The sequence below is a fragment of the Pelagibius marinus genome, from assembly GCF_014925385.1.
Taxonomy (GTDB): Bacteria; Pseudomonadota; Alphaproteobacteria; order Kiloniellales; family Kiloniellaceae; genus Pelagibius; species Pelagibius marinus.
Genome location: NZ_JACSDK010000024.1, coordinates 1 through 12495, shown reverse-complemented (window position 1 = coordinate 12495; position 12495 = coordinate 1). Strand labels below are relative to the sequence as shown.

Below are 12495 nucleotides of genomic sequence, written 5' to 3'. Positions count from 1 at the left end.
GCACCGCTTTCGACCAAGAATTCATGCTAGCAGAAGACGGCCCGCTTCGATACTCGATCAAGGTAGGGGGGCCAAGCTAGGGCACTGGGAAAAAGGGGGCGCCCCCGGAAGGGGGCGCCCATAGGTCAGGGAACGCTACCTAGTTGGCCGAGACCAGCTGCTTCGGCACCTTGAAAACCCAGACCAGGCCGCCCTGGTTCAGGTAGTTGACCTTCTTCGCGACCTCGCCGCCCCACAGCGGGACCGCGCCGCCCCAGCCGGAGATCACGGCGACATACTGCTCGCCGTCCATCTCCCAGGTGACTGGCTGGCCGACGATGCCCGAACCGGTCTGGAACGACCACAGCTCCTCGCCGGTTTCGTCGTCGAAAGCCTTGAAAAGGCCTTCCGGCGTCCCGGTGAAGACCAGGCCACCGGCCGTGGTCATCACGCCGCCCCACAGCGGCGCGTTGTTCTTGTACTCCCACTGAGTCTCGCCGGTCAGCGGATCGATCGCCTTCAGCGAGCCGATGTGATCCTCGAACAGCGGCTTGATCGTGAAGCCGGCGCCCAGGTAGGCCGCGCCCTTCTTGTAGGAGATGGGCTCGTTCCAGATATCCATGCCCCATTCGTTGGACGGCACGTAGAACAGGCCCGTATCCTGGCTGTAGGCCATCGGCATCCAGTTCTTGCCGCCCAGGAAGGAAGGCACCGCGAAGATGGTCTCGCCCTTGGCGCCGTCGGCTGCGGCAGAAGGGTTGCCCGGCCGGTTTTCCTCGACGTAGATCGGCCGGCCGTTCTTGTCGATGCCCTTGGCCCAGGTGATGTTCTTCACGAAGGGGAAGGCGTCGACGAAGGCGCCGTCCTCCCGGTTCAGCACGTAGAAGAAGCCATTGCGGTCGGCCGTGGCGAAGCGCTTGTCGCCCTTCGCGTCGACGAAGGGGACCACCTCATTCACGCCGTCAAAGTCCCAGCCTTCGCGCGGCGTGGTCTGGAAGTGCCACTTGATCTCGCCGTTTGCGGGATTGATGCCAATCCGCGAGGCGGCGTAGAGATTGTCTCCCGAATTGTCGGGCCGGGGTTCGCCGGCATTGCGGAGGTGGCTGTTCCAAGGGGCCGGGTTGCCGGCGCCGAAGACCAGGGTATCGGTCTCGGCATCGTAGGAACCGCCAAGCCAGGTGGCGCCGCCGCCGGTCTTCCAGAGGTCGCCCGGCCAGGTTGCGTTCAGCTTGCCGGTCATCGTCGAGGGCTTGCCCTTGTAGGTGCCCATGTGCCCCTCGATCACCGGCCGGGTCCACACCATTTCGCCGGTCTCCGCGTCGCGCGCCTGCACTTCGCCGACGATGCCGAACTCACCACCCGAATTGCCGGTGATGACCAGGCCGTTCACGATAATGGGGGCGGCGGTATAGGAGTAGCCGGCCTTGTAGTCCGCGATCTTCTTGCGCCAGACCACGTCGCCCGTCTTGCGGTCAAGCGCGACGATTCTCGCGTCGAGCGTGCCGAAGTAGATCTTGTCACCGTAGATCGCGGCGCCGCGGTTGATGACGTCGCAGCAGGGCAGGATACCTTCCGGAAGGCGGGCGTCGTACTGCCAGATTTCTTCACCCGTGCGGGCGTCGATGGCAAAGAGCCGGGAATAGGAGGCGGTGATGTACATCACGCCGTCATACACCAGGGGCTGGCTTTCCTGACCCCTCTGCTTCTCCCCGCCAAGCGAGAAAGCCCAGACCGGAAGCAGGTTCTTCACGTTCTCTTTGTTGACGATCTTCAGCGGGCTGTAGCGCTGAAGATGCCGCCCCATGCCGTTGGTGACGATCTGTGTCGTGATCGTCTGATCGTTTTTCAGGTCATCTTCCGTCACCTGGGCCTGGGCCGTAGCGGACACCAGGATTCCAGCGGCGGCAGCTAGCAAGAACCGGCGCATAGTTGATTCCTCCCTCTCCTTGTTTGCGGCAGCCGTTCCACTCACGAAGGCTGCAGACTTCAATCAGGTTTCGAGTATCTGTCCCGCCCGAAGGCTTTGGAACTTACACATTGGTCGTAAGACCTGGCGCGCACGCCCTTGAGTTTGAGCACAACTAAGCCACAGGCCGCTCCGACCAGATGGAACGGTGTTGCGAATGGCTGCCGAGCGCGCCTTTGCTGACGCGTAGCCCTCGGCGCCTTGCCTCAAGGACGCGCCGCTGCGCCCCAGGGAAAGCGGCCGACCTTGACCGTCTTGATCGGCGTCAGCCGCGCGGTATCGATCACGGTCACGTCGCCCGATACACCGTTAGTGACAAACAGGCGCGCCTTGTCGGGCGAGAATTCCATATGCCAGACGCGGCGGCCGACCAGGATGTATTTCTCGACTTCGTAGGTTTCAGTGTCGACGACGGCGATGTGATTGGCCGGGCCTAGGGCCACGAAGGCCCGGCGCCCGTCCGGGCTGAATTCGAACCCGACCGGCTGGATCGCGTCGTCGCGGATCCCCCTGATCGAAAAACCGATCTTTGTGATCTCGCTGTGGTCGGCAACCCGGAATACGGAAATGGTGCCACCGATCTCGGCGCTGACCCAGAGCTTCGATCCATCCTTGGTGAACTCCGCATGGCGGGGGCGCGCATCCACCAGCGTGTTGGCGACGACGCGATGGGTCTGTGTGTCGATCCAATGCGCCATGTTCGTGGTTTCGGATGTCGTGATGATCAGCTTGCCGTCGGGGGAAACGGCCATGCCCTCCGGCTCGATCCCGACATCGATCTGGGCCACCACGCGGCGCGACTCGGTATCGACGACAGTGGCGACGGCGTCGTCTTCGTTGGCGATGTACAGGTGGCGATCGTCGGGATGCAGCACGAACTGCTCCGGATCCTCGCCCGAGGGCAGGTTGTGCAGAATCTCGCCGGTCTCCGGATCCATCACCTGGACGGTGTCGCTGTCGGATGCGCAGATGTAGACCCGGCTGTAATCCTTGGAGAAGGTGATGCCGCGGGGACGCTCCCCGGTCGGCAGGGTGCGGACGACCTCCAGGCTCTCGCTGTCAATGACGCTGATGGTGTTGTCTTTCTCGTTGGTGATCCAGACTTCGGCGGCGCCGGCCGGACCGGCGAGTGCGGCAAGAGTCAGCAGCTGTATGGTGATTCGCAACATGGGCCTGCTACTCCAGGAAGGCGCGGCAGTTGCACTCAGGGGCATCGAGGCCGAGCGTGTCGAGCTCCGTGTGCTGGTGCAGGAAGCCGTCCAGCGGCGCCTGGGCGACCAGGGCGCGGGGTTGGACGAGGGGAATGGGCTGGCGCAGCTGGCCGTTCCATTGCCGGTAGCTCAGGGGGCGCCCCTTGAAGCCGGCGAGCTCGAAGGCATCGGAGAGAATATAGTCGCGCAGGGCATCAGGCTCGTCCGCGCCGCTGCGGGTTACCGCTTCGCCGATGCTGCGCACCGCGGCCCAGGCGGCATAGTCCTCGGCCCGCATCTTCCGTCCCGTCCTGGCATAGAAACGGCCCTGCAGCTGGGCGGCGCCCCACTGTTCCACGGCGCCGGACCAGGCCATGGGAGCCACGCCCTCTGAGCCTGCGACGGGCCGCGGCAGCCAGGTGTTGTAGAGCAGGTAGCGGCCGAAATCGCCGATCTCGTCGGCCACCACCAGCACGTCATGCGCCTTGAGGGACTGGGTGAAGGGCGGCACCTCCTGCGCTGCGTTGCGGCGCATGTCCGCGCCGAAGGCCCAGGTCTTTTCGTCGCTGATACGCAGCCCGAACTTGCGGGCCGCCGCGCGCAGGGCCTCGGCGAAAGCAAGGTCGCCGGGGTGCGTGCCGACGACCAGGGCCCAGACCGACCAGCGCTTCTTGCTCATGAACTGCGCCAGGGCGTCGGCGCGCATGGCGTAGCTGGGAATACTGTGCAGCAGGTTGGCGCGGCAGTCGGCATCGCGCAGGCGGGTGTCCTGCGCCGAGCTGTTGAAGATCAGCGCGCCGGCGGCTTCCGGCAGGTCGGCCAGTGCCAACAGCTCCTCGGCCGGCGCCTTGACCACGAGCAGCCTGGTCTCGCTTAGCACTTCACGCCCGGCCGCCAGGAAATCTTCGTCGGGCGGGACGCTGCGGACCGAGAGCGTGTAGGCCTGGCCGAGAAATCTTCCGGATGCCTGGTTTTCCACCAGGCCCAACTCGGCGCCGGCTTGGCCGAGGTCTTCGGGCAGGGGGTCCAGATTGGAAAGCGTCGGCGGGTGTTTGACCTGATGTTCGAGATAGGCGATGCGCACCGACACCTCGGCCGAAGCAGAAGAGGCGGCAAAAGCCAGGATCGCTGACAAGATCATGGTCCGCATTCGCGGTTCCTCCCTAGTTGCGGCGATCGTACTTGCGGGCCGTGGCGTCCGGAATCCGACCAAGGTCGGTGTACGACCAAAGTCGGTATCCGACCAAGGTCGGGATGGCTCGCGCACTTTCCTTGCAGGCACAGTCGGCGCTGCCGTCACCTGGCAGTATCGCCGGGTGGCGTGGACCAGGAACAAGAACTCAAGGGAGGATGCCATGCTGGGTCTGACATCCGTCGGTTGGTACCGGGGCGCGTTCTGCGGTCTCGCGACGTTGGTGGCCGCGACCTTGGCCTATGCTCACGGTGACGTCGCGCCTCAGCCCGTCAATACGGATGCCTTGCCGGATGTGGGTGAGGAGTGGCTGACCGAGAACCCTTACCGCAACATGGGGGAAGAAGTCTGGCAGAAGGCCGTCGACATCGGTGCCTCAGGCTTCAACCAGAACTGCGCACGCTGTCATGGCCTGGGCGCCGTCTCCGGCGGGCTTGCCCCGGATCTGCGCTATCTCGAAGCGGAAGAGTATGGCGACGAGTGGTTCGTGGAGCGGTTTCGCCATGGCTATACGCAGAATGGCACGACCAAGATGCCGGCCTTCGGCGAACTGTTGGGGCAAAAGGCCGGCTGGGCCATCCGCACCTATATCGAGACGCGGCCAGACGAAGGAGCGTTGGGCGTCTTCAGTGCGCGCCTGAAGGAAATCCGCGACCAGCTTGTCGAGTGGTCGCAGGAGGCCCCCGGTGACGCCGCCGCAGCGGAATCTGTAAAGCAGGAGCTGCTTGAGATCGCCGCCAACGTGGTGACGGGTTCCGGCGCACCGCTGGCGGACAGTGTGGCCTACCGTGCGGCGCTGGTCCTGGATGGATCAGTGGAGAGCTGGAAGTCGGCGGCCGAAGCGCTGACCGTCGGGCTGTCGGTCGCGGAGTAGTTGGCCGGGCCGATGGTCAGGGCGGCATTCTTTCTCTGCATCATCCTTGTGATGGCGCTTGCTCCCGGCGGGACTGCCTGGTCCCGCTGCGAGAGTTACGTGCCCGGGGCAAGGCCGCAGAACGCCGGCCGCGACATCGTCGGTCAGGATCTCGACCAGATCCGTGAACGCGGATTCATCGAGTTCGCCGTCTACGAGGACTTTCCGCCCTATTCCTGGGAGGAGGGCGGCCGTCCCCGCGGGATTGATGTGGAGGTCGGTCGCCTGGTGGCGGCGGCGCTCGGCGTCTTACCCCGGTTTCGCTTCGTTGCGGCCGGTGAAACCGTTGAAGACGACCTGCGCAACTACGTGTGGAAGGGGGCCGTTGTCGGAGGGCGGGTGAGCAACGTGATGCTCCACGTGCCTTACAGCTCCGAGTTTGCCTGCCGCGTAGAACAGGTCGTGCTGACGGGGCAGTACTTCAACGAGAGCGTTGCCATCGCCTACAGCCGGGAGAGCTACCCTGACGCGGCGCCTCTGCCCGCGTACTTCCGCTTCGACACGGTCGGGGTCGAGAACGACTCGATTGCCGATTTCTACCTTTCGGGACTCGCCAACGGTCAGTTGTTGAAGAATACCCGGCGCTACCCAACACCGGCGGCGGCCATGGCCGCGCTGGCAGGAGGAGAGGTGAAGGCCGTAATGGGCGCGCGCTCGCAGCTGGAGTTTGCGCTGACGCCAAAGCTAGCCCTCCATCAACCCCCGCTGCCGGGGTTTGCTGTCGGGCGATGGACCCTCGGCGTTGCTGTACGGCACAACTACCGCCCGCTGGCTTATGCCGTGGACGATGCCATCCGTGCCCTGGCGGAGGACGGGCGTCTGCGCCGGATCTTCGAAGACTACGGGCTGAGCTTCGCAAGGGCCCAGTGGTGAAGCCGGGCGGGCGCACGACCGCCGCAGGACGCAAGGTATCGCCTATGCGACCAAAGTCGATAGCGACGAATGTCTATCAAGAAGGCGCCCGGCCATTCGTGATAACCACAGGTTACAGCGTTCGGATTGTCGCCATCGTCATTCCGACAGAGCGCTCAAGAATCAAACCCGGTAAGCCGAGCCTGAAAGGGGGGCGGCATCAATCAAGGAGGACATCCCAATGCAGTTGCAACAAGGTCTCGATAAGCTGAAATCAAGCGTCCAGCTGCGCTCGACTTATGACAATTTCATCGGTGGCGACTGGGTCAAGCCGGTCGACGGCCAGTATTTCGACAACATCAGCCCGATCACCGGCCACCCTGTCTGCCAGGTGGCGCGCAGCCAGGCGGCCGACATCGAGCTGGCGCTCGATGCCGCCCACAAGGCCAAGGACCAGTGGGCCGCCACCCCCGCGACCGGACGTGCCACGCTGCTAGAGAAGATCGCAGACCGCCTTGCCGACAATCTCGATCTTCTGGCGCTGGCCGAGTCGATCGACAACGGCAAGCCGATTCGCGAGACGACCGCGGCCGACATGCCGCTGACCATCGAGCATTTCCGGTACTTCGCGGCCTGTGTCCGGGCTCAGGAAGGTGCGCTTTCGGAGCTCGACAACGACACCATTGCCTATCACTTCCACGAGCCGCTGGGCGTGGTCGGGCAGATCATCCCCTGGAATTTCCCGGTCCTCATGGCGGCCTGGAAGCTTGCGCCGGCCCTTGCCGCCGGCAACTGCGTGGTGCTGAAGCCGGCAGAGCAGACGCCCATGGGCATCATGGTGCTGATGGATCTGATCAAGGACATCCTGCCGCCGGGCGTGCTCAACGTCGTAAACGGCTTCGGTGTCGAGGCCGGCAAGCCGTTGGCCCAGAACAAGCGGATCTCCAAGGTCGCCTTCACCGGCGAGACCACGACGGGCCGCCTGATCATGCAGTACGCTTCGGAGAACCTGATCCCGGTGACGCTGGAGCTGGGCGGCAAGTCGCCGAACATCTTCTTCGCCGACGTGATGAACGAGGACGACGACTACTTCGACAAGGCCCTGGAAGGCTTTGCGATGTTCGCCCTGAACCAGGGTGAGGTCTGCACCTGCCCCAGCCGGGCGCTGGTCCAGAAGTCGATCTATGATCGTTTCATGGAAAAGGCTGTCGCGCGGGTGGAAAAGATAAAGCAGGGGCACCCCCTCGATCCCACGACCATGATCGGCGCCCAGGCCTCGAACGATCAGCTCGAGAAGATCCTGTCCTACATCGACATCGGCAAGAAGGAGGGCGCGGAGGTCCTCACCGGCGGCGAGCGCCTGGTGCTCGACGGCGAGCTGAAGGACGGCTACTACGTCAAGCCGACCGTCTTCGCAGGCGACAACAAGATGCGGATCTTCCAGGAGGAGATCTTCGGGCCGGTGGTTTCGGTCACGACCTTCGAGACCGATGAAGAGGCGATGGAGATCGCCAACGATACACTCTACGGCCTCGGCGCCGGCGTCTGGACGCGGGACGGCAACCGTGCCTATCACTTCGGCCGCGGTATCCAGGCGGGCCGTGTGTGGACCAACTGCTACCACCTCTATCCGGCGCACGCCGCTTTCGGTGGCTATAAGCAGTCCGGCATCGGGCGCGAAACCCACAAGATGATGCTCGACCACTACCAGCAGACCAAGAACATGCTGGTGAGCTACAGCCCCAAGGCGCTGGGCTTCTTCTGAGCGCGATGTTGAGGAGCGGAGCGGGCGCGGTTTCGGCCGCGCCCCTTCGTGTTGGAGGACCCCCATGGTCGAACGCGTGCTTGCAACCGATGCGGCCTTGGCGCTGATCGGTGAGCTGGAGGCCCAGCACGGGCCTTTGATGTTCCATCAATCCGGTGGCTGCTGCGACGGCTCGGCGCCCATGTGCTATCCGCGGGACGAGTTCCGGGTCGGCGCCAGCGACGTGAAGCTGGGAGAGATCGGCGGCTGCCCCTTCTACATGAGCGAGTCCCAGTTCGAGTACTGGCAGCACACCCAGCTGATCATCGACGTGGTGCCCGGCCGCGGCTCGGGCTTTTCCCTGGAGGCGCCCAAGGGCCTGCGCTTCCTGACGCGCAGCCGGGTCTTCACCGATGCGGAAAGCGCCGAGCTCTCTCGAGACCAGGCCGGTTCCACGGCGCCGTGAGCGCCGGCACTGACGTCAATTCCTGATTCCCGGGCGGTCGCAGAGTTCTGACCTTGTAAGAAGGCCGCATGGGGACGGGGGGGTGGAAGGTAGCTGCCCGACTTTCCACCCCCATGCGGCGTGCAGGAACTCAGGTGAGCTCGATCACCACGCCGTCATGGTCGACGAGAAGGATAGCCTGGAGCTCCGGCTGGCTGTGCAGCAGGGACCGGGCCGCCGCCGTGGCGAAGAAAGACAAGGCGGTCGAATAGCCATCGGCATAGGCAGCCGTCGCCGCCTCGACGCTCACCGTCGACCACAGGGGCGGGTGGCCGGGTTCAGCCGGGTTGAGGATGTGTCCGAGCCCCCCATTGCCGAACGGCAGGGCTGTGAGGCTCGACGTGGCAATGGCGGCGTTGGAGAGGCTGCGCGTGCGCACAAGGCCGAAGGCCGGGTCGGCCAGGCCGATGCGCCAGCTTCCCGTGCCGGCGCGGAATTCACCGATGTTTACCAGCGTGGCGGCGAAGCCCTGTGCCTTCAGCGCCTCCGCCACCCGGTCGGTGGCAAAGCCCTGGGCAATGCCGTTGAGCGTCAGCGCCATGCCCGGCCGCAGAAAGCGGACCTCGGCCTCGTCGAAAGCGACGCCCGGCCAAGCGACGCGCGCGGCCGCTTGTGCCAGCATGGCTCTGTCCGGCCGGCCCTGGCTGCGAGCCAGGGCGCGCCAGAGCGGTTGAACACTGGGATCGAAGAGACCGCCGGTCGCGTGATGGATGCGGTCGGCAAGCCGCAGCAGCGCCAGGAACGCTTCTTCCGGCCGCTCGAGCCGGCCCGTGGCGTTCAAATGGCTGAGCGCCGAGCCCGGATCATAGAGGCTGAAGAGGCGCTCCATTTGCCGGAGCGTCTCTTTCGCCGCCGCCAGGGCCCGGACCGCCTCCCGCTGCGGGCCACGCAGAGTGATCGTCGCTTCCGCACCCAGCGCCCGGCCCTGCCAGCGGGTGGTGGTCTGGGCCGCCGCGGGGCCGCCGGCCAGGGCTGCCGCGGCGACGGCGAGGAAGCGGCGGCGGGAGAAGGTTGTCCTGCTCATGCGGCGCTGCGCCTCCTTTCCGCCAGAACCTGCGGCACGCAGAGCGCCGGGTCGTCATGGATCCTGATGCAGTCCAGGCACTGGAAGCATTCGCTGTAGTCGACCCGGCCAGATGGGGCGATCGCGCCGTACTTGCAGCGCACCCGGCAGAGCTGGCAGGGAGCGCCGCATTCCGCGCGCCGCGCGATCCAGTCGCGGCGGCGCAGCAGGCCGGCAAGTGCCATCGCCGCGCCCAGCGGGCAGATGTAGCGGCAAAAGCCCTTGAACAGGAAGAGGCCGAGAGCGAGCCAACTCGCGGCATAGAGCACGTAGATCCACTCGCGCCGGAAAGCGACGGTGATCGCCGTCTTGAAGGGCTCCACCTCGGCGAAGATCTCGATCTTATCCGGTGTGGCGAAGACCACTGCCACAAGGCCGGCCAGGAGCCCGTATTTCACCGCCTTCAGGCGCCGGTCCCAGCGCGCCGGGGGCTCGATCTGCCGCAAGCCGAGACGCAGTCCGATGTGGTGGGCGAACTCCTGCAGCGCCCCGAAGGGGCAGAGCCAGCCGCAAAACAGACCGCGTCCCCATAGGAAAAGGCCGAGGATCGCGGCGGCCCAGACGAGCAGGGAGAAGGGATCGAACAGCAGGAAGGCGAGGCTGCCCCCGTCGACAGCGGCCCTCAGCACGGCCAGGAGGGTTACGATGGAGAGCTGTCCCTGGCCCCACCAGCCGACGAAGCCGGTCACCGCGGCGAGGATCGCCAGACGCGCCGGCGTAAAGCTGTGCAACGCCGCCAAGCGGTTCATGCCCAGGGCCAGGAGCCCCAGCAGGCCGGAGAGGAAGACGGACAGCAGCGTCAGGTCGCCGGCCCGATTGCGCAGCGCCTGGCGCCAGGGGTCGGTTACTTCGGCGCTGCCGGGGCCGAGATAGAAGCGCGCGGCTGTCTTGTGACGGGCCGAGAGCGTCGCTGTGCCGACCTGCGGCTGGAAGGAGCCGTGCTTGCGGACGGCCAGGACGTTCAGGGTCCACTCCCGGGTCGGATCGAAGCCGAGCCGCCGGTCGCTGCGCAGGATCATGGCAGTGCCATCGGGCAGGTCTTCTTTAAGGTTCACCAGGAGATCGGCATCCCGCAGGGTAACCGGCAGGCCGTCCTGCGTCGCGGACAGCCAGTCTGGGCTGGTGTTGCGCACGAAGTCCGGCGACACCAGGCCGTGCCGGCCCGCGTCGAGCAGCAGCAGTGGCTCGTCGTTCGGGGAGACCGCGCGGAACGCCGCCAGTTCGGCGAGGCTGTCGTCGCTGAGCACGGCTCGGGCGATGGAAGGCGGGCCGAGGTCGACGATCCAGAGGTCCAGGTAGGCACCTTCGGGGTCTTCCAGCGCTTCCGGGTCGTCGCCTTCCCAGAGAGTGCCGGCAAAGGCCTTTTGGACCTCGGCATTGCTCACGCGGCGATGTCTCGCCAGCCCCTGATCGACGAGGTCCTGCCAGTTGAGCGCTTCGTCGTGGTTCGGATTGGGGGCGCTGGGCGGGCCGCTGATCACACCCTGCATCTTCTCGCGCACCACCGCCAGGGTAGCGGCGAGGACGCTCTCATGAGCGATCCGCACGCTGGCGGTGGCCTTGGTCACGCCGTCCAGGTAGACGAGGGAGGAGGCGGTGTCGGCATGCCCGTAGGGCACGCCGACCACCAGGGTTGAGTTGATCGAGTGGCCCCGGTACTGCTCAAAGAATCTGTGGAAGGGCGCCTCGCCGAGCCCGGAGACGAAGATCGGCTCGTTGTGGTGGATGAGGCGAAGGTCGAGGAAGCGCCCTTCCAGGTCGATCATCACCAGGACGTTGATGGGTGCGCCGGAGAAGCCCGGCAGCGGGGCCAGGGGTTCGGTCTCGAAGACATAGCCGGCCGGGGTGCCGCCGGAGTTGACCAGGCCCCAGACCCCCTTGTCGTTGACCGGCTCCCCCAGCGAGTAGGGCGGCAGGACAAGCTCTGCCAGGCGCTCTTTGCCGAGCGGCGCGCCGGCGCCGGGCAGCGGCAGCATCGCCAGAGCGATCAGCGCGATAGCACCTGCATAAAGACCAATGCTTTGGCGGGGCCACTTCATGCGGCAAGTCTAGGTGCCGTCCGCCGGACCGAGTATACGACCTAGGTCGCAACTCCGACAAAACGCTGGCCGGTTTCGCTGGATGCCGCATAAAGCGGACCATGTCGGCCATCCAGGCAGACCTGGCGCTCGTCACCGGCACCCTGTCGTTCAATGTTCCCGTCGGCTTCGCCATGCTCCTGAAAGCCCTGCGGGCGGGGCGAGCCTGCGTCAAGCTGGGAATTGCGGTCGCGCCCGGAACTGCTATTGCAGTTGGCACAGGAATCGCACCCTCTGGCGTACGAATTGCCTATTCTGCGTCCGACCTCAACACGTGGGTATTTGCGTTGGATGAAGTCGCCAGAATTGCTCGTGAAGCGCCCGCGGCTCGCTGGAACTATTGATCGTGCAGGCAAAATCTGACATTCACGCCTTCTTGGACAACGGCAGCGCTTCCCGCTCAGCGGACATCCTCCAGCAATCTCCAATCGGGCGCTCCGGTGAAGGGTTGCCGGACGCCTGCAGCTGAAGGACGGCGCGACAAGCTCGGTCGGCAGGCGTCGGACGAGCCTCAAGCGAGGAAACCGCGAGCACGTAACCCGTCTCCCGCCAGGTGCCGAGCGACAGTGATGACGTTCTCGAGCGCCGCCGGGATCAGGAAGTCGCAATCTGTGTAGATCGCCTCCGCGGCAGGCACCTGGTAACGGCCTTGCCCGGCGGGATGCGGCGGCCGGCGCTAGCGGGGCTCGAAGGCGCCCCCGTAGGAGCGGCGGCGAGGCACGAGCGCCGCGGCACCGAGGGCGCCCCCGCTTAAGCCGGTCTACTCGGGACAGGTGCTGGGAGGCTGGCAAGACGGGCCAGGCGGGGCGCTCGAATGCCCTGGGGATCGGTACAACACAAGCGAGGTTAAGATATTGATGTGCTGTAGGCGTTTTCAAACCCTGCAGATCTATAAGTATATGATTCTACGAAATTTATGCGATCCGCCCCTGGGCACCATTCTTTCCTGAGACTTACTTGCCGCCCAGCCGCTCGATGAACGCCGTGGCCGCCGCCGGGTTCTTCACCTTGGC

10 protein-coding genes are annotated in these 12495 nt (G+C 65.3%); 5 read left to right on the top strand and 5 right to left on the bottom strand.

All coding sequences use genetic code 11. From position 1 onward, the window contains the following. Nucleotides 1-139 precede the first annotated feature (139 nt). The 3 genes from H7X47_RS25330 to H7X47_RS25320 all read right to left on the bottom strand — a co-directional run bounded on the left by H7X47_RS25330 (nt 140) and on the right by H7X47_RS25320 (nt 4285). The gene (locus H7X47_RS25330) at nt 140-1906 is read right to left on the bottom strand and encodes a PQQ-dependent methanol/ethanol family dehydrogenase (protein WP_193371577.1); all 1767 of its coding nucleotides are present in this window, start codon (nt 1904-1906) and stop codon (nt 140-142) included. 245 nt (nt 1907-2151) lie between these two features. After that, nucleotides 2152-3114, bottom strand: coding sequence for a YVTN family beta-propeller repeat protein (locus H7X47_RS25325; RefSeq protein WP_193371576.1), 963 nt, complete (start codon nt 3112-3114; stop codon nt 2152-2154). Nucleotides 3115-3121: 7 nt separating this feature from the next. Further along, complete coding sequence (locus H7X47_RS25320; RefSeq protein ID WP_193371575.1) at nt 3122-4285, bottom strand: ABC transporter substrate-binding protein; 1164 nt, start codon at nt 4283-4285, stop codon at nt 3122-3124. Between the two features lie 205 nt (nt 4286-4490). Here H7X47_RS25320 and pedF point away from each other — a divergent pair, with 205 nt between their 5' ends. The 4 genes from pedF to H7X47_RS25300 all read left to right on the top strand — a co-directional run bounded on the left by pedF (nt 4491) and on the right by H7X47_RS25300 (nt 8302). Continuing rightward, entirely contained in the window at nt 4491-5201 is a 711-nt protein-coding gene (gene pedF / locus H7X47_RS25315; RefSeq protein WP_193371574.1) for a cytochrome c-550 PedF, read from the top strand. Nucleotides 5202-5213: 12 nt separating this feature from the next. Further along, complete coding sequence (locus tag H7X47_RS25310; protein WP_193371573.1) at nt 5214-6113, top strand: substrate-binding periplasmic protein; 900 nt, start codon at nt 5214-5216, stop codon at nt 6111-6113. A gap of 220 nt (nt 6114-6333) precedes the next feature. Beyond that, nucleotides 6334-7857, top strand: a complete 1524-nt coding sequence (adh, locus tag H7X47_RS25305) for an aldehyde dehydrogenase (RefSeq protein ID WP_193371572.1) — start codon at nt 6334-6336, stop codon at nt 7855-7857. Nucleotides 7858-7921: 64 nt separating this feature from the next. Continuing rightward, nucleotides 7922-8302 carry a DUF779 domain-containing protein gene (locus tag H7X47_RS25300; RefSeq protein WP_193371571.1) on the top strand — a complete coding sequence of 127 codons (381 nt, stop codon included), beginning with the start codon at nt 7922-7924 and terminating at the stop codon, nt 8300-8302. Nucleotides 8303-8432: 130 nt separating this feature from the next. On the opposite strand, the gene H7X47_RS25295 is transcribed toward H7X47_RS25300, so the two are convergent. Continuing rightward, on the bottom strand, nt 8433-9365 hold the full coding sequence (locus tag H7X47_RS25295) for an FAD:protein FMN transferase (RefSeq protein WP_193371570.1): 933 nt from the start codon (nt 9363-9365) through the stop codon (nt 8433-8435). Further along, nucleotides 9362-11443 carry a 4Fe-4S binding protein gene (locus H7X47_RS25290; RefSeq protein WP_227010808.1) on the bottom strand — a complete coding sequence of 694 codons (2082 nt, stop codon included), beginning with the start codon at nt 11441-11443 and terminating at the stop codon, nt 9362-9364. Before H7X47_RS25290 ends, H7X47_RS25295 begins: the two co-directional genes overlap by 4 nt. 101 nt (nt 11444-11544) lie before the next feature. Here H7X47_RS25290 and H7X47_RS25285 point away from each other — a divergent pair, with 101 nt between their 5' ends. Further along, entirely contained in the window at nt 11545-11826 is a 282-nt protein-coding gene (locus H7X47_RS25285) for a hypothetical protein (RefSeq protein ID WP_193371569.1), read from the top strand. Nucleotides 11827-12495 lie beyond the last annotated feature (669 nt).